At 36.9% G+C, this 17691-nt stretch carries 16 protein-coding genes and 1 pseudogene; 16 read left to right on the top strand and 1 reads right to left on the bottom strand.

Annotated elements, in window-relative coordinates; all coding sequences use genetic code 11:
- Window positions 1-6: 6 nt before the first annotated feature.
- The 16 genes from G589_RS0115255 to G589_RS0115180 all read left to right on the top strand — a co-directional run bounded on the left by G589_RS0115255 (window position 7) and on the right by G589_RS0115180 (window position 17368).
- The gene (locus G589_RS0115255; RefSeq protein ID WP_026522735.1) at window positions 7-729 is read left to right on the top strand and encodes a DUF4230 domain-containing protein; all 723 of its coding nucleotides are present in this window, start codon (window positions 7-9) and stop codon (window positions 727-729) included.
- A 5-nt stretch (window positions 730-734) separates the two neighbouring features.
- The gene (locus G589_RS0115250; RefSeq protein ID WP_026522734.1) at window positions 735-1478 is read left to right on the top strand and encodes a DUF4230 domain-containing protein; all 744 of its coding nucleotides are present in this window, start codon (window positions 735-737) and stop codon (window positions 1476-1478) included.
- A gap of 292 nt (window positions 1479-1770) precedes the next feature.
- The gene (locus G589_RS0115245) at window positions 1771-2760 is read left to right on the top strand and encodes a hypothetical protein (protein ID WP_026522733.1); all 990 of its coding nucleotides are present in this window, start codon (window positions 1771-1773) and stop codon (window positions 2758-2760) included.
- Window positions 2732-2956: a hypothetical protein gene (locus tag G589_RS0115240; RefSeq protein ID WP_155832559.1), complete on the top strand. Its 225-nt coding sequence runs from the start codon at window positions 2732-2734 to the stop codon at window positions 2954-2956. Before G589_RS0115245 ends, G589_RS0115240 begins: the two co-directional genes overlap by 29 nt.
- 3 nt (window positions 2957-2959) lie before the next feature.
- On the top strand, window positions 2960-3256 hold the full coding sequence (locus tag G589_RS0115235) for a hypothetical protein (RefSeq protein ID WP_026522731.1): 297 nt from the start codon (window positions 2960-2962) through the stop codon (window positions 3254-3256).
- A 5-nt stretch (window positions 3257-3261) separates the two neighbouring features.
- On the top strand, window positions 3262-4137 hold the full coding sequence (locus tag G589_RS0115230; RefSeq protein WP_026522730.1) for a hypothetical protein: 876 nt from the start codon (window positions 3262-3264) through the stop codon (window positions 4135-4137).
- 10 nt (window positions 4138-4147) lie between these two features.
- On the top strand, window positions 4148-5293 hold the full coding sequence (locus G589_RS0115225) for a hypothetical protein (RefSeq protein WP_026522729.1): 1146 nt from the start codon (window positions 4148-4150) through the stop codon (window positions 5291-5293).
- A gap of 220 nt (window positions 5294-5513) precedes the next feature.
- Window positions 5514-5789, top strand: a complete 276-nt coding sequence (locus tag G589_RS0115220; protein WP_026522728.1) for a helix-turn-helix domain-containing protein — start codon at window positions 5514-5516, stop codon at window positions 5787-5789.
- Window positions 5790-5960: 171 nt separating this feature from the next.
- Window positions 5961-7583, top strand: a complete 1623-nt coding sequence (locus G589_RS0115215) for a protein phosphatase 2C domain-containing protein (RefSeq protein ID WP_026522727.1) — start codon at window positions 5961-5963, stop codon at window positions 7581-7583.
- Window positions 7580-9073 (top strand): VWA domain-containing protein, encoded by a 1494-nt coding sequence (locus G589_RS0115210; protein ID WP_026522726.1) that lies wholly within the window; start codon window positions 7580-7582, stop codon window positions 9071-9073. The genes G589_RS0115215 and G589_RS0115210 overlap by 4 nt, the downstream gene beginning before the upstream one ends.
- A gap of 5 nt (window positions 9074-9078) precedes the next feature.
- Window positions 9079-9576, top strand: a complete 498-nt coding sequence (locus G589_RS0115205) for an FHA domain-containing protein (protein WP_026522725.1) — start codon at window positions 9079-9081, stop codon at window positions 9574-9576.
- Window positions 9577-9578: 2 nt separating this feature from the next.
- The gene (locus tag G589_RS0115200) at window positions 9579-10721 is read left to right on the top strand and encodes a protein kinase domain-containing protein (protein ID WP_026522724.1); all 1143 of its coding nucleotides are present in this window, start codon (window positions 9579-9581) and stop codon (window positions 10719-10721) included.
- Between the two features lie 12 nt (window positions 10722-10733).
- Complete coding sequence (locus tag G589_RS20205; protein ID WP_035776291.1) at window positions 10734-12539, top strand: SH3 domain-containing protein; 1806 nt, start codon at window positions 10734-10736, stop codon at window positions 12537-12539.
- 2 nt (window positions 12540-12541) lie between these two features.
- A complete protein-coding gene (locus G589_RS0115190) occupies window positions 12542-14398 on the top strand; it encodes a hypothetical protein (RefSeq protein WP_026522723.1) in 1857 nt (618 codons plus the stop codon).
- Window positions 14395-15072: a hypothetical protein gene (locus tag G589_RS0115185; RefSeq protein WP_026522722.1), complete on the top strand. Its 678-nt coding sequence runs from the start codon at window positions 14395-14397 to the stop codon at window positions 15070-15072. The genes G589_RS0115190 and G589_RS0115185 overlap by 4 nt, the downstream gene beginning before the upstream one ends.
- A 13-nt stretch (window positions 15073-15085) precedes the next feature.
- Window positions 15086-17368, top strand: a complete 2283-nt coding sequence (locus tag G589_RS0115180; RefSeq protein WP_026522721.1) for a hypothetical protein — start codon at window positions 15086-15088, stop codon at window positions 17366-17368.
- Window positions 17369-17540: 172 nt separating this feature from the next.
- On the opposite strand, the pseudogene G589_RS22465 reads toward G589_RS0115180, so the two are convergent.
- Window positions 17541-17691: pseudogene (locus G589_RS22465) on the bottom strand (IS110 family transposase); the annotation flags it as partial.

Raw genomic sequence — 17691 nt, 5'->3', positions numbered from 1 at the left:
TATGTTATGAGAAAAATGTCAAAAAAGATAACAAAGCAAATACTTCCGTTTCTTATTTGCTTGGCTGCTTCAATAGTCCTCGTGTATGTCGTTTATTTAAAGAGTAATGCAGTTGCTATTGGTGGTAGTGCGGGAGAAAGTATCGGTGCAATTACAGGAAAAATCATGGGATCTTTTGAAGGGCTGACTACTGGACGAATAGAGGGTTCAGAGGCCGGAAAAGAAGAGGGACTAAGTGCAGAAAATACTACGGCGGAAATTGCAACTCAAATGAAAGAACTGCAGAATCTGGAAGTTTTGGTTGCAAGCGTAAAAGTAAGTGATGTTCATACCGTTGGAGTAAAACAAGATTATAAGGCTCTCTACTTAGTAAAGGGTGAAGTGATATTTTCCGTTGATTTAAGCAAAGCAGAAGTCAAGGAAGTAGATGATACGCTGATTATTTCAATCCCTCAGCCAGTAGGGAAACTAATCTTTGACCCAGACAAAATTGAAAAGAAAGCTGAGTTTGAAAGGTACTTACGCGCGGGGAGTGCTGAAGATGGAATGAAAGAAATGCTTAATACACTAGCGAAGATGCAAGATGCTACTGCGGAAACCTTAAACAATTACGATTCGCTTGTTAATGCTGCTAAGCAGTCTGCGGTTAAACAAGTTGCACGACTAGCAGAATCAAGTTCACTAAATGATAAAACTATTAGCGTTGAATTTTTAGAATCGAAGGATTAACAATAATGAAAGCAGATAAGACTAAGAATATTAAAGCAAATGCAGATCGGAATAGTTTCTCCACAGTGATTCTATATATTGCCGCGGTAGTAATGATTTTACTTTCTGTGTTTTTAGCAAATAGAATTATTAAAGAAGGCGCTGAAGCTTTGGCTGATGGGTATGAAGCTGCATATAATAATGAACGAGATGATGCATACCAGAAGTTGTATGAGAAATATTTTGATATTGCCAAAGATAAATACCTTGTAACTAATGTTGCTCAGATATCTATTGGTGATATGAAAGAAGTAGGAAAACTGGAAGTATTAAGCGTTAGTGATGTTGAATATGTCATTGATGACAAAAATGACAATGATTATAACATTACTTCTTGGTTAGAGGTCCCTGGCGAGGGGACATTTGTTGTTGACATGCAAGAAGCAGAGTTTATCACTGATTCTCAAAGGAATTATGTCCTTGTGAGGGTTCCATATCCAGAGCTTACCAATATAACCATCGATTATAGTAATGTTAAGCAATTATTATTTGATAATGACGTATTCAATGAGAGTTATAAAATTGGTGAAGAGCAGGCGATAAAGCAATTAAAAGAGGCCGACTTATTAATAAAAAAAGAATTGTTTGCAAATCAGAACTTTTATGTGACTGCACAGGATGCAGCAAAAACTGAGATAGAGTACTTGGTAAAGAAATTTAATCCGGGTAGGAATGATATTTTAGTTGATGTAGAATTCTTTGAAAACTAGATATGGTAGTCTGTAGTTAGCAGCCCTCAGTATTGTGATATCTCAATTACTGAGGGCTGTTTAATGTTGCTTACAGTATTTGGAAAACAATTAACACTGCATCTGGCAGTAGAATAAGTGAGTATGGCGAGGAGGACAACTAGGAAGAGAGATTCCAAAGCCCTGATTATTCAGGGCTTTTTTATGTGGCTTTAACACTGAACTTATAGTTCATAGTTTTATCTCTTGCAGTGATGTACATTGAATTTACAAATTACAGAGAAAGAAAAGGCATGGCTAGAAAGGAACGGATATGATAGACGCATTCTACTATGAACTACGAAAAGCCAATAACGACATAAGCATCATTCTGAACGGTGATGACATCGAGGAAAAAAAAAGTTCGATGAACATCATAGAGGACGCCATAGACATGCTGCAGACCATATCTATAGTCGCTATGCAAGATTCATTTCTGGATGTATTTGTAAAGATCTGCGACTACAAAGGACGTCAGGGATATAAGGATTTTGAGGAAGTTGTAGGTCTATATGCCCAATCTGTCGAGCACGAGAGGCTGAATGGAGCAAAAGATATAAGTGATGATAGGCTTATGGAGATCTTCTTGTTGAAGTTCTTTACCGCTGATAGGTCCCCGGCGCTGCAGCTTTCCCTGCTGATATACTTCATAGGACTTATTTCCCTAAAGAATAGGGAAGGATTACAGGAGAGGCATGAGAAGCTGATGACTATGATACCTGATGTGATATCGGCTGATTATCTAAATGGTATGCATTTTAAAGTACTCATGGATTTTGAGAATGAGAGGATTGACGACAGGCTCCAGTCATTGAGCTATGGAAACGAGATATCCATCCCCCCACAGTCAGAAGCTTTTAATCTGACAAGGTTTGTAGATGAAGCTGTAAAGAAGATGACCATCGGTGAAACGAAAGAGCTGATAGAAGGGATGTCTGATTACGACCTCGTAAACACTATGGATGTCATCAGTGGAATCTCAAGGAAAAAGCTATTCGACAACATGGAACACGAGAAAGCAGCTCATCTTAGCCAGAAGGTCTTTATTTTTTCTGTAATACTGGATGCAGAAAAAGACAATATTTGTTCTCGCGATGAGATGCAGATGGATTTTCGCAGCAGGATATTACCTTCAATTAGAAAAGCAGTAGCAATAGTGATCATGGCAACAGGAAACAGATTTGATTACAGAAGGAGAGAACATGATGGAAAAGATAAGAAAAGAGTTACAGGAAATGGTAAGAGAGCAAAAAAAGACAAATAAGACGTTGGACTACTGGTCCAGCATACTTTTATTCGAAGTGGGGATGCTGACTGGTAAGTGCGAAGGAAGTAAACCGGTGCAAATACTAGGGTATATCCTGGCAGCCATGGCAGTAGCCTGTCAGCTGCTGATTGTCGGTAAGGATATAAAAGATACCATTGATGAAGAAGACGAGTTATGTGAGGCAAAGGACTGACAAATGAAGAATTACCTGATGCTTAAGGATTTTTCCATATTTTCTCAGAAGTACGTTTTTGTCGATGTAAATGAGCTTCTTTATACACGGATTTTTAGAGAGGCCGGGGTAAGAATAAAAGAGACCTGGGAATATGCCAAAGAAGGATCCGGGTTAATGCTGATCATATGCAGAATACTAAAGAAAGACAGAGAAAAATTTGAAAAGGCGGTTGTACAGATCAGAAATGGCGCCATTTTGATGGGATACCGCGATTACGATGATGCCTGCAGAATGCTTCAGGATATAGAAAAGAGGTAAGGATAATGAGTGATAACAGCTATATAGAAGAAAGCCATACTGAAGTTGTCCGGACTATCCATGAAACGGATAAACAGACAAATAATACCGTAAACGTAGAGCAGAACATCAACGTCGTTAACATCGAAATGGGAAATCGCTCTTTATTGGATAAGATTGACCTTGAGTTTCTAAAAGAGTGGATCCATGATCATATAATTCAAGTAATAGTTGGAGGGATACTAGCGTTATACACGGTTATACTACTTGTTATGATGTTGACAGTGGCCAGGTACAAGGATATCATACGCGAAAAAGAATCAGAGAAAGAAGCAGCAGAAGTAATAGTACAGGACGAATCGGAGCCTGACGAGCCAATAGAAGAATTTGTCCAGGAAAAAACTGAATCTTCCGCTATGGAAGAGATAGTATCAGAGACCCTAGAACCCGGGACGGAAGAAACTATAGTAGAAGATACAGCAGCAGAAGAGCCTGTGACAGAAAAAGAACTGTATGATCTGCGCATTGTAGGAGGAACCAATTCAGAAAAAAGAGTAAAAGCAATAAACACAGTAGGTGAGGAACTTGAAAATGTCTATTATCTTACCGGAGGTTTTTACAACGAGACTGTGGGATTCTATTTGAATGGAGAATATGACCACTTTACGGGAAATATTAGCTGCCACGAAGACTGCAAAGGAGGCTTTAACGTAAATATTTACCTGGATGATGGGTCCTGTCTTCAAAGTATCCGCGTCGAGCGACTTATGGCAAAGGTTCCTATAGACATAGATACAACTGATGCAACATTTATTAAATTTGAGATTACAGGATCAATGTATTCACAAGGAGCCATCCTGTCTGATGGAGTGTTACATATTGCAGACGGTGCAGAGGATTGAGGAATAAACTATGTTTGACGCATATTATAAAGAAGAATTAAGAAAAGCATATCAAAAAGGCATCCATTGGGTGAATATGCATTCTGTTGCCAAGGCAGACCGCATGGAAGTCAGAATGGATATCACCCGACAGATTGATAAAGCGCTTCTAGTATCTGGGAATGTGTATTTCACTGACGGAGAAAAAAACAATATACTGGTCAAAGGGAAAGCTGCTTACAGGGCTTACTGCGCTTTCATGAAAGCTCATCCAGAGGAGAACACAGACCAGCTCATAGATAGGGTTGGAGAATTGGTCAACTTACTTGTAAAGATAGAGCTTGAGAAGATAGTAAGATTTTGTTGGACGCTAAAGGAAGATGAGTATCTGGATATTGAAAAAATCTTTTCAGTAAAGCAATACGTGCAAGAACTAATGAAGCATCCTGTTACGTTTGTAATAGATAATGCCGTGAAAAATAAGAAACTGTGCGCTATAGGGACACAAAAACTGTACTATTCAACAAGATCTGGCAGGCACTTTCATCTTGCAGACTGTCCGTATTGTAATGGAAAAATCCTGTGCGCTGATACCGAAATGGGACATATGGACAGAGGGGTTAAGCCCTGTACGTGCGTTATCAGAATGCGAAAGCGCGAAATTGAGGCGGCATTACCAAAATATCAAGATGCTCATTATATGACTGCCTTTGTGGATGAATCCATTAGATTAAACCCTGGTTGTCTGATTGACGATACTCAGGATAATAATCAGAACCTTTTAAGTGTAATACTCTGTAAAGGGAAGATACACCATGAAGCGCAAATAACAAAAGGAAATACAGTAGCAAAGCTTATTTGCATAGCAAGACGAACCCCGAAAACAACTGATACTGCAGTAGAGGCTATAGGAACAGCACTTTTAAAGGCGGCGGCGTCAGGATTTGATAAACATCTAATAATATATACCGATAACGCGGCTGCATATGGTACGTGGAAAAAGAGGAAAGAACTACAGTTACTTACTGAATCGTTCGAGTCGGTGAAAGTACTCAGAATAGATAGGAAAAATAATACCAAGGCGGATGAGCTTATACGTAAGAACGATTTGATGCTCCTTCCAAGGCAAACAATGGATAAAGTTGTAAGACTATATAATACGGTGAAAAATTTTTGAAAAATATGTTGACTTTTATGATTGATTAATGATAATCTACTTTCCTGCCCAAAAACAGGGTACCATCTTTTAATTCTAAATTTGCATGACAAGGAGACGACTACATGGTACGCAACTTCATAAGTAACATGTGGGGATCTGACCTATTTAACTGATTTCTTATTGTTTCCCCACAAGGCCAAGAAAAGCATTATAGCATCATTTTCAGAAGGGGGAAATCATGAATTATCCAGTAGTAGATATGGTTAAAACCGGAAAGCGTATCCGTGAGCTCATGAAACTCAACAATGTCCGTACCAAGGACATCGTTGAGTATATGGGCTTTGAATCTGAGCAATCTGTTTATAAGTGGCTCAGAGGTGACAGCCTCCCTAAGGTGGACAATTTGTTTGCTTTAGCGAGACTGTTTGATACGCCTATGGACAGTATCATAATGGAACGGACAGGAGAGGACGAAAGTCCTCTCCTTCCGTTATTAATGGTACTAAACTATTAGTTTATAGCGAACTCCCCTTTATTAATGCAAAAATAGTATCCTGAATTAAGGAAATTTTAATTTTTTATTAAAAAAGAATCTCTATTTGCAGTATATAATTTTCTTATAATGCGTTAATATGCGTGCTCTTTTTGTTAGATTTGTCTTCTTTGCCAGAGAGGTGGCTTGCTTATGATAAAGTGTCCATATTGCATGACAGATAATCCGGAATCGGAATCGTTTTGTGGTGAATGTGGAAGACCGCTGTCTTCAGCTGGTAGTAGTGCGCAATTGCAAGCTAGTGAACCTCTTGATTCTGCAAATGTCACTTCCTCTATTCAGATTCCCCAATATGAAAACTTGGATGAGTTTATTATTCAGCCCAAAGCACAAATATACTCAAATTATAAATTTAATCTGATTTATGAAGATGAATTTGCTAAAACATTGGATATGTTATCTTGTGATGAAGCATTTACTAATGACCAAATAATACAATTGATTAGAAGGATAGCTGGTATTTTTGCCCATATCAACCAAGCTGGGTTTGTTGTTGGTAGCTGCAATCTATCTGATTTTGCGATTGATGACGATTACTCACTCATGAAGCTAATTATCAGAAGACCATTGCTTACGCCCAAATCAAATGCTTATGAGTATGAATGTGCTGAGATTTATGCTCCCGAAGTCAAAAATCAAGACTATGACAGCGTTTCACAAAAAAGTGATGTATATTTACTTGCAATTATAGCCAACAAACTATTACTTAAAGCAAAGTACGGGGATTTAAGCCTAGATATGCAATTAAAGATGTCATATTATCAAGGCTTGATAAATGATGATAAACAGATTTTATTTCTCCACTATTGGTTTGGGTCATCGTTAAGCATGTATCCAAGCAAGCGTTATAAGTGCATAGAGGATAGCATTTCCTCATTTGATGAGTATTTAAAGTATGCTAGCGTTGGCCCTGATGTAGCAACCGTTGTTAAATCTGCTAAAAAGACATCAATTGGAAGCGGGAAAAAACTACTTATGCAGGAAATGCAGCGTGACAAAGGAGAATGGAATGAGGATGCGCTTGAACTAGTAGAAAAAGATAATGGATTATGCGCCTATCTGCTTGCGGATGGCATCTCAAATTGTGATGTAGGATCCGGGTATAAGGCTTCTTCCATTGTAAAAGAGGTCTTCATTGAATATATTTCCACCTTTGATGTGGGCCAGGGTGATGCCTTTTCCAGTATAAGCAAGGTGTTCCTTGATATTGTTCAAGAAAGTAATAAGCGTATTGCGGAGGAAGCCAGAAGAATTTCAGACAATCTACACGGAGTCATGGGTAGTACTATAATTCTGCTGATTATCTATCAAGGGAACTTATATTACTATTCCCTGGGGGATTCGATTTTGTATTTGATACGGAATAATACCATTACGTCATTGCTTATTCCTGATAATGTGATAACCGATGCGTTAATTTCAAATACAGGTAATGATTTGAGTAATAGATCTGAGGCTCTAACTCAGTATGTTGGCGGTAAATATGCCATAGAGGGGGGACCATACAATAAAAAAGTTGAATGCCTGCCCTTTGTTGAAGGAGACTGTTTATTACTTGCTTCAGATGGTGTTATCGATTATATGGCAAATAACTTACATGACTCACTATGGGATAAGGAGCAAATACTATTACGTAAAATCATTAAGCATAATGAGGACTTGAAACACACAGCTGAACTTATTTTAAGACAGGGAAATGCCAATGGTGGCGGAGACAATATGTCTTTAATACTGATAAAAGGAGAAAAACAATGAGTGAAATAGATTTCTTTGGATTGGATTCGGTTCAAGAAGATGTAAAAAACGACATACAGAATAACGATTTGGTTATAGAAAGCGCTTTTGATTATCCTCAATTACTTAACGATGGGGCAGAAAAGCATGTAAAACTATGCCTTTCAGTCAAGCCAAGCGACGAGATTAGAAAAGAGTTTGGCTCAGATAAATACCAGAACTCCCATGTATGTTTGGTTATTGATACATCTGATTCTATGTATTGGATTGTGGATGACACAGGATTTGTTGCCTCGGGTAAAAAAGTTGTTGGAGAAGATGGTGTGACGAGAAACTTGGGTAGTGGTGGAATATCCAAGCTTGACATAGCTTGTGCATCAGCAAAAAAAGTTGCTGAAATGCTTAGGAGCGGAGATACCGTTGACTGTGTATATTACGCAGATGAAGCCGCTATACTTTTTGAATCATTAGGTATTAATGACAAAGAGGAGATTTGTAATCGTATCGATCATATTTCTGACAAAGGAAATAATACTAATATCTCAGCCGGTCTGAGGATGGCAGGAGAGGTGCTTGAAAAGTATCAGGATGCCTCACCAAAAGTAATATTGTTTTTTACCGATGGAGAGCCAACTGGTGTAGATACAGTAGAGGCTAATGCAAGCACTGGAAAGTGGCTAGCAGAAAAAAATATTGTTGTAGAGTCGATGGGTTTTGGTGAGAAAGATGTAAATTTTGAGAATCTGTCTGAAATTTCGATACCAACTGGGGGTGTTACACAGTTAATTAAATACCCCGATCAATTTGCATCTGTATTTAATGCTATGTTCCAGCGGGCACAAACAACTGTTATCACAAATGTTAGTCTTTCAATGACTGTTAAAGCCGGGGCGAAAGTGGGCGATTATTACCGAGGCACTCCAGACAATGTTTATTTAGGATTGAACGAAGGTAATTCCATTGACTTTAACATTGGGCAAATAGAAAAGAATCAGATGTATAAGTATTATTTTGATATGACTGTTCCTGGGCAAGCCTCTGATTATGAAGGACTAATAAATACGGCATCAGTGACCTTGTCATATCAGGTTCCATCGAAATATGGTAATTCAATAATAACCAAGAAAGTTGATATACCAATTACCTTTACATCAGATACAGCTTTGAGTAAACAGATTAATGGAGATATAAACGTACTATTTAGGTTAGCAGAGGTCAAAAAATTTGATGAAAAACGAAAGGAAGCTTATAACATCGGAGATGACGAAGGCGTTATAAGGGAAATCAAAAAGATTATTCAGATATATACTGATCTTCAAAAACCCATTGAAACTAGTGCTTATGAGGAAATGCTTAAAGATTTCATGGAGAATCGAAGTATTTCCAAAGCTGTTCTTAACAAGGCAACAAGTAGCTCTTCACAGGCACAAGATGCAGGAATTCTAGATGACTTGGATGACGGGGAGTTATCAGGATTTGCAGCAAGGCTAAAGATAAGGCGCAAAGGATAAGATTTATGGGAAATGTTAAAGGAAAGAAATGTGTTAGACCTCAATGTGGGACTACCTATAGTATAACGCCAGTTAGAAAATACTGTGACTGTGGTGCACTATTAGTTGATTCCGATACAGCTCCAGAGAAGAAGGTTGTGCCAATCAACAAACCTGAAAACAGACCGCAAAAGCCAAGAACTAATAAAAAGGCACAGCTTGTATTACTGTTAGATGATGACCAAGAAATAGCATTTGAATTGAAGCAATCAAATACTATCGGGATGTCAACAGATAAAGGTCCTGTCGACATTGACCTGACTCAATATACCCAGCGAGAATTTATCAGCAGGAGACATGCTCAGATTTACTTAAAGGACAATACATATTACATTACCAAAATCACAAAAAAACATTCGGTGCATGTCAATGAAAAAGCAGTGTCAGATGCACCGATAAAACTGATATCCGGAGACATGGTACTGCTTAGCAAAAAACTTGTTTTTCAATTTGAAGAGGTGTAATCATGCCATACAAAAGGAAAGTTGATAGCAAAGAAAAGCGCCAGCTTTTTACAGATAATAAAGGTAATAGTTTTATGGCGCCGTTGTATGTGGGCGAAGAAAGGTATGAATTATACGATATCCTTTCAGCCGCAGGAGGTTTTGGCATCATTTACAAAGCGAAAGATAGACGTATTGGTAATCACGAGGTTCTGATTAAAGCGAGGCGATATGATAATGAGCCGGGGCTTTTTTCTTTCCAAGGAGATGTGTCTAGGGCAACAAAAATAGAGAAAATAAGAGAAAAAACTTTGTTTGAAGCAGAATGTCTAAAAATGTTTAAAGAAAAAAAAGAATCTAGAATGCCGATTCTTAATGATATTGTTTGGGGTTTTTCTCCATCAATTTATGGCCCTCATAAAGACATGGAAGGAAATGACTACTATATAGACGATGATTATGTCTATGAAGAGCCTTACATAGTTATGCAGGTTATTAATGGTATTAATCTTGGAGAAATAACTGGACAATCTATGAGCCTTATGGTTCCTAATAAAGGCTATAAATGCTATTACGAATGGGAGCAACAAGTACTCGAATATATCAAAGAGATCTGTACCATATTTTCAAGCTTTCATAACATTAGGACATCTGAGGGAAACTCATATTATTACATTTATCAGGATCTAAAGCCGGATAACATTATTGTTTCTAATGAAAGATTTGTAACCTTGTTGGATTTTGGTGGGATCACCAAGATTAAAGTTCACTTAAAACACAACGAAATTGGGCAGATGCAGGAAGTTACTGAAACTGGAATGGGAAGTCCAGGTCTTGGAACGTTTGGGTTTCAAGCACCTGAAGCAAGAAATAGCGCGCTAATTAAAGCGTTAGATAGACGATGTGACATCTATACTATTGGCGCAACAATGTATCAGCTGCTTACAGGGTTTGATTTTGCTGATATTTTAGCTGATGAAGACTCTGAGATTCCATTGGAAGAATCATTAAAAGGAATTGTTTCAGATGCTACGTATGAGGTCCTAAGAAAATGTTTACAGCGTGACAGGGAGAAACGATATTCAAATGTACAAGATCTTAGGACAGATATTATAACCAAGTGCTTTGCTGATGTTAAAAGCCATATTCGCAATTATTACGCATAAAGGACTATTAACATGAAATTTGAATCAAATGGACAGCAAATTAAATATATTACCCCAAACAGTTCTGACACAAATGATCGCTGGAAAATAGTGCCTCAAGAGGATTTTCGCAAGCAACAGGGAAAATGCGGGGATTCTTCATTACGAAAAACCAACACAGTAATCGGCTATGATGAATGGATTGAACGATCAGTCATTTATAAGTCCATAAACTATAGTAAGGATTGTTCTGACAATTTGGATCTGTTGCTCAATTACAGAGAAACCATAAATACACAGGTTCAAATTCTAAATGATATATCTTCGAGCATGCTTCCGGAACCTTTGGATTACTTTGAAGTGACTAATAACGTTGATGATTTTTCAAAATTTGAAAGGAAGGTGCGCGAGGCAGAACCGGTGCTTGTATTGGATTACATACCAGGAGAGGTTTTAGCCAAACGAATAGGATATAGGAAAGATAAAGCATTTTATACTAAAGATGATAAGGGCGAAAGGCTTAATTTGCCTATGTTAATGCGCCTTGCTTTGGACATTATTGCCTTTTTTGAGGACATCTATTCTAAGGGATATGCATACACTTCACTAAGTACCGATCATATAGTACTACTTCTTGATAATAAACCAAGATTTGTAGGACTCAGCAGAATATGTAAGGTGCGTAATGACCGTTTCGATATAAAACATCCGAATTTTGGACGACAGTTATTGGGTTATAGTGCTCCAGAAATGAACAATGAAAAAACTGGATTCGGAGAAAGTGCTAGCGTAAAAAAAGTGATGGCGTTTAACCTCGGGGTCATTCTTGCCAGTATTTTAGCGGGGGTAAATACCTTTGATGAAAACCTGATTACAGATGGCGCATATGATTATTTGCATGACAAAAAAACTAGGGAATACGTACAGAAATCCTCTCCACAGCATGGCGCACAACTAGATGCGTTACTTACTCAATTATTAAACTTGGATCAAGGCAATAGACTTTGTGATTTTGCAGAGATTAAGAATCAATTACTGATTATTTCTGGAGAGATAGTTGATTCAAAGAAAAATGTATCTAAAGTAATTCGGGGACGAATCAGAAAAATTTTATATGATAGAGGCTTTGGTTTCATAGATGATGATTATGGCGGCTCTTACTATTTCAAAATAGACCAAATGCCAGTGGGGCGCGGACCTGGATTGTATGAAGGCAGCATCGCTTCATTCATTGGGAGCGGCAGAGAAGATGGCAGCCTTTTTGTGAGCAGATTCATACTCACTGAATATGCTTGTCCCATAAAGCCCTCGCTTCCTGAGCCGGAAAAATCTCCTCGAGTGCCACGTCCCAAGCCTACCCCGGCGCCAACTCCATCACCAATACCTACTCCAAACCCGCCAACTCCGGATTATACTCCAAGACCTGTTAATCAAGTTGGGGAGAATAGTTCTGTTTCTACAGTCAAACCAGTTATTGCAATAATATTAGTTATTTTGCTTGGGATAGGATTCTTTGTAGGAAAAGAGTATTTAGATGTAAATAAACTTGGAAAGACAGAAGACGTAGTTGCTGATGAAGCGGCGAGTGTTGAGGAAAATATACAAGATGAAAATCCTGATACTGATATATATATTAGTATTATTGTACCAGACGGAAATGTTCGCAGTGGCCCTGGTACGGGTTATGATGCTATATCAGTTGTCCACGAAAATGAAAAATATATTTATACCGGAAATCATGAAAAACCTAGTTCACGTGTTTGGTATGAGATATATCTTGATGAAGAGAGAACAGAAACTGGATGGGTTAGTAGTTTAATTGCTGAGATACAGGAGTAGATATGAGACAAGATTACAGACAGATATATAACAATGATTCTGAAATAGGAAGAATGAAGTTAAAAACTGTAAAAGAGAACTTATATGAGGCTACGACTAAGGTAATGCAATATGCCATTGAAATGTATACTCACAAAGAGCTAAGAGACTGGATGCTTACTGATTTGAGGCAAAAATCCGAAGAAACATCAGGGAAGATAAGAATACCGGTAATTGAGATTGAGCAAGGATCTATTGGCTTAATGGATATTACTAATTGCTATTCTGCTCTTAATGGTTTTGTTATTAGTGATGCATTTACTAAATCTAAAGAATTAATTGAAGCAAAAAAAAGAGAAAATAAGGATAAGATAGCTGAATGTGAAGTGATGATAGCAGCTTTGCAAGAACGAGAGTGTGAGCTCAAGGCAGGAGATGTAACTTATGAAAACCAGGATGGCGACACTCGGTTTTTTGATGATAAAAAAACCGATGATGATTTGACAGGAATAGATATAGATCAGGTAGATAACGAAAGTGAGTATGTCGAAGACGACGATGATGAAGAAATAGTTGAAGAGATGTCTGAAATGGATTTATTCAGGGCTCACGTTAAGAAAATTAATAATATAAATGCTATAACAGAACAACTTGATAAGACAATTCAATATAAGGAACGTCTAGAGACTGAAATAAATAACATGGTTGACTTTGAGGCTAATGGAAAAGCAAAGCAGAAAGAGAAACTCGAACGAAGTGCTTTAGACGGCTTGAGAATACTTAGGAATGATGCATATGGCCATAGAACTGAAGACGAGATAGATATATCAGAAATTGGAACATGGGAACCTGATCCTGTTCCTTTGTTGCTATGGGCGGAGCATATTAAGTATTACCTTCAAGTCATGGACTTAAGATATTTAGAAAATGCCTTATTTGATCCATATTACAAGGCAAAAGAGGGCAAAGATAATTTTGACAGCTGTAAAATTTTTGTACAAAAGCAAGTTAACTCTCTATATGTTAATCAGTCAGGGGTATCTCTAGAATTTGCTGGTGAACTATATGATAGAAATGATCCAGATTATAACTTCAAAGCTCTTATAAGGGGAATGGCTGTTAACTGGGATACTGGCATAAAGTATTTAACAATTGTCACAAATGATGATATGCCAGAGCTAAATGAGTTCTTCAAGGTGTGTTTATCTGGAACAGATAAATACGTAGATTCGTACCTAGTTAATAGGAATGAGCTACGCAACCTGTATCGGAAAGGTGATAAACGCAACGTAGATAGCATTTACTTTGACCTGCTCTATTCACTAAACCCAGAATTAGCCAAAATTTATTGGAAAGGAGAAGCGTATTCAGAGTCGGAATTTGCCAGAAAATTCTTATATGTGATGTTGCGTTGTCGTTCACCACTAACATTAAGATCAAAGATTGAACAGTATGAATCTGAATTTGAGGGATTAGATGTAATAACATGGTGCGAAAAGCATCTTTTGGCAGAGACATATTACAAGACTCGTGATAATGAAGAGGGAAGAAAACTAGCTGACAAGGTAGAAACAATGGTTATTTCATTTATGAATGCAAAAGGCCAGCAGATGTACTCTCGATTCAAAAAGACTATAAGGGCTGTTGCATTGCTATACTTTTATATGACAAAAAAGAATGACTACTGGTTTGGGCGAAGAAACAGAAAACCGGAAAAATGGTCGTCGTTGGAAGATGCTCAGAGATACATGGAAGATAGTAACAATTTTAGAGATTTCACTGACCTATGTACGTTTATTGATGAAACAAGTAAATCTGAGTACTTTAAGCAGTGGAAAAAAATAATGAATAAGAAACGCTTAGAGGAGGTGAAATCATGATTAATGATATGCCATGGTACGACTCCTACATAATGATAATAGAAGGAAGAGCTAGAGCAGAGCAAGAATTAAAAGAGGCCACAGAGCCAAGACTGAAAAATGAATCAGTGAAAAGATTCTTTGATAGCATTGGCGCAGATTATCAAAAAAATGAACTGGTAACTGAAGAAATTAATAGGGCATCTGAAATGGCGTATTATGATGATGTTACCAAGCAATACAGAGATGAGATTAACTTTGCTAATGCCTTAGAGAAAGCAGTAACAGAGATGGATTATGATAGTATAAAAAAACTATCATATTATAGAGAAGATCCCCAATATGGCAATCTGATTTCTCAGGTAATGTTTTATATAGGCCTCAAGAAAATTGAAAATGATCATAGTTATATATTAAATGCTTATCTCGGTTTGACTGCTAAATATCCAATGTCTGATATTGGAAAATTTCTCTCTGAGGGCAGTAAGTACTATATTCAATACTGGAAAAGCGTAAGAGAATGCGTAAAAAATGAAAGAAACTCAAGCAATTTCCCAATGATAAGAGGAATTGTTAATGAAAGAATTATGAATTATCAATTGATGTTTAACCAATACACTAGTGTTGTTGGTTATAACAGTTTCATTAATGAATCAAGAGCACTTATTTCTAGTATTAGTGAGCTTATATCATAAGATAGGAGATTGTATGATTACACTTTCTTTGGATGAGTATGGGAAATTTGAATCGATAACTGATGAGAAAAATGAACCAGTGTTTATTGCTGGGGTGCTTTATGATGATCACAACAATAGGACTGATACTGAAAATGAGCGAAAAAGAATAGCATCATATTATCAGTCAGTTATTAAAGAAGCTTCTGCAGGAAAAGAAGGTTTTTCCTTTCCTGCTGCTCTACATTCAGTAGGGAGCAAGGATGATGATCGAAACATTGTCAAGCCGGTTAAAGAAATGGTTAGGAAGACAATAAAAGAGTTTTTATGTAACGGAACATTCCAAGGTAAGGAGCTTTTAAATATAAAGCAATCTCGTCAAGGTGAGTATTACATTTATGCCATACTGAAAAGTGATGCAGGAATGTCACAGCTATTAACAGATAGTGTGAATTTTTTGCTGAGAGATAATTATGCTAGTAATCTTTATTTTCATATGGCAACTTCAGTTATATCTAGGATGATTTTTCATAATCCAAGAATTGATAGTATTCGAGAGGTCTCTTTGGATATTGCTACTCGTAAAAGTGAAGACCTTGATCAAAACAGTACTCGCGCTGTTGAATATCAAAGGCAAGGATATAGTGCTAGTCAATCATCACACGGTGATACTGGAAAAGTATATTTTTCGATATCAAATGCTGATATTTACAGAACTGCTCTTTCTGAAGAGATGCTACGCTCGGGAAAGACTTCGATGGAAATATCAAACTTTAAGGTAAAACCTATCAATTATCATGTAAATAAAAAGATGGAGTTTCTCTATCTTGCTGATTCAATCTGTTCTATATTGGGGTGGCAACTTAAAGGGGATTCTGCTGAGGAATGGCTACGAAAGATACAGTTAAAAGTGGATGCAATAAATAATTCATCGAACAATGTAATTATGGCGTACGATGAAATTGACGTGTATTATCAGCGCGCATGGCAGAAATTTGAAGAACATGATTATTATGAGGCATTAAAGCGATGCTACGATGCAAAGCTCATTGATGGAGAGTTTTCTAAGTTTTATCAGCAGAAATGGTTTGGCAGAATAGAGAAGAAAATAGTTAACAATACTAATCCAAATAGATTTATAGCAGCAGTTAATAAGCTGCATGAGACATTGACAACAAATGACTTAAATCAGGAAAGAACTATTTATATTCTCCAAATATTAGAAAAAATGCTACCCAATGTTGAATCGACACTTTTATCAGCTGATAGTCAAGCAGCAATTTATAATTTGTATGACATTGGAGTTTCTGCATATTGTCACATTGGAGACAGTAAAAATGCTTTAAAATATTTCAATAAATGTAAGAAAAATGCCTATAAAACAAGCCTGGATGCGTATATGTTTACGATAAACAGAATTGTAGTTACATTAGTTGATAATTTCGAAATTGATAAAGCTTTGAAGATTGCTAAAGAAAATGTTGAATATCAAAAGCTGTTATTGGATCTTAGAAATGATTTGCCTATTTATCGTGAAAACAAAGAAGATATGTCGTTAGGCCTTTGTAAAGCATATAGTCAACTTGCCCAGGTATATGCATTTAAGCAGGATAATAAATGCGTGGAGGCATTTAGACACGCGCTGGATAATCTTCCTAATAATTCAGTGGATTATAAGATTACACAGTCATACTTGTTGCACTACTATCTAGATATAAAAGATATTAACGCATATGAAAGTGAAGCAACTGAATATTTTGGTGGGGAGACTAGTGCAAAGAAGCGCTTTGAATATGTGCTTACAGAAGGGCTGAAGGAAAACTCTATAATAAACTACAAATATGCATTATATGTCTATGTCAGAGGGGTATATCTTTTTGAGCAAGACAGAATATCAGATGCTCTACTTAATTCGCTTCTTAACATTGAAGTAACTATAAAAAAATATGATCAAAAAGCCAAAGGGAAGCGCAATTCGACCTTTGAAAAACTCATGGGACATCCATCTGAGCTTATTTTCAAGTACATCGCTCTAATTGCAAAAAATGCAGAGAACAATGATGCATATAACGCCAGTAAGAAATCTATGGAGACCTGTATGACATATACAGGTGCCACCATAGATTCCATACAACTTTTTGGTAAGGCAGAGCTATTCAACAACTATAATCATATTGCAGAACGTGATACAACTACATCTGAGCTAGTTTCCTACCTAAAAAACAATTTTGATTTTTTTAAGAATAGAGATTTCTCTAATAATGGAGATGAACGGTATAAGGAGTTAAGCTCTATTATGACGTTTATGTATCACTAATAATATTATTAACAAGACTAACTATTAAAGAAAGTCAATAAAAATGTTTTAAAACAGAAATGTTTTAAATATAGCGACGATGACTTATTCATCGTATTCAGCACCTTGAAAACTGCATGACAAATAGAGCATCGTTTTAGATGCTCTTGAAAGAAGATTTGTATGGAATTAGTTAAGCTGCTTTGTTGTATGACTGATGAGATTTCTCAAGCTGATATATCAGTCTCACGAGCTTCTTCGTTGCATGGGATACAGCAACATAGTAGTGCTTTCCTTCGGCTCGCTTTTTTGCAAGGTAAGCATTGAATGTCGAATCCCAATGG

The organism is Butyrivibrio sp. VCB2001 (assembly GCF_000423965.1).
In the GTDB taxonomy this organism is placed as follows: Bacteria; Bacillota; Clostridia; order Lachnospirales; family Lachnospiraceae; genus Butyrivibrio.
The sequence above is the reverse complement of the archived record's forward strand: the minus strand, read 5'-3'. Positions and strand labels throughout refer to the sequence as shown.

Excerpts from the sequence above, each read along its gene's own strand:
- G589_RS0115255 (WP_026522735.1), top strand. The coding sequence starts at position 7 with ATGAGAAAAATGTCAAAAAAGATAACAAAGCAAATACTTCCGTTTCTT.
- G589_RS0115250 (WP_026522734.1), top strand. The coding sequence starts at position 735 with ATGAAAGCAGATAAGACTAAGAATATTAAAGCAAATGCAGATCGGAAT.
- G589_RS0115245 (WP_026522733.1), top strand. The coding sequence starts at position 1,771 with ATGATAGACGCATTCTACTATGAACTACGAAAAGCCAATAACGACATA.
- G589_RS0115240 (WP_155832559.1), top strand. The coding sequence starts at position 2,732 with ATGGTAAGAGAGCAAAAAAAGACAAATAAGACGTTGGACTACTGGTCC.
- G589_RS0115235 (WP_026522731.1), top strand. The coding sequence starts at position 2,960 with ATGAAGAATTACCTGATGCTTAAGGATTTTTCCATATTTTCTCAGAAG.
- G589_RS0115230 (WP_026522730.1), top strand. The coding sequence starts at position 3,262 with ATGAGTGATAACAGCTATATAGAAGAAAGCCATACTGAAGTTGTCCGG.
- G589_RS0115225 (WP_026522729.1), top strand. The coding sequence starts at position 4,148 with ATGTTTGACGCATATTATAAAGAAGAATTAAGAAAAGCATATCAAAAA.
- G589_RS0115220 (WP_026522728.1), top strand. The coding sequence starts at position 5,514 with ATGAATTATCCAGTAGTAGATATGGTTAAAACCGGAAAGCGTATCCGT.
- G589_RS0115215 (WP_026522727.1), top strand. The coding sequence starts at position 5,961 with ATGATAAAGTGTCCATATTGCATGACAGATAATCCGGAATCGGAATCG.
- G589_RS0115210 (WP_026522726.1), top strand. The coding sequence starts at position 7,580 with ATGAGTGAAATAGATTTCTTTGGATTGGATTCGGTTCAAGAAGATGTA.
- G589_RS0115205 (WP_026522725.1), top strand. The coding sequence starts at position 9,079 with ATGGGAAATGTTAAAGGAAAGAAATGTGTTAGACCTCAATGTGGGACT.
- G589_RS0115200 (WP_026522724.1), top strand. The coding sequence starts at position 9,579 with ATGCCATACAAAAGGAAAGTTGATAGCAAAGAAAAGCGCCAGCTTTTT.
- G589_RS20205 (WP_035776291.1), top strand. The coding sequence starts at position 10,734 with ATGAAATTTGAATCAAATGGACAGCAAATTAAATATATTACCCCAAAC.
- G589_RS0115190 (WP_026522723.1), top strand. The coding sequence starts at position 12,542 with ATGAGACAAGATTACAGACAGATATATAACAATGATTCTGAAATAGGA.
- G589_RS0115185 (WP_026522722.1), top strand. The coding sequence starts at position 14,395 with ATGATTAATGATATGCCATGGTACGACTCCTACATAATGATAATAGAA.
- G589_RS0115180 (WP_026522721.1), top strand. The coding sequence starts at position 15,086 with ATGATTACACTTTCTTTGGATGAGTATGGGAAATTTGAATCGATAACT.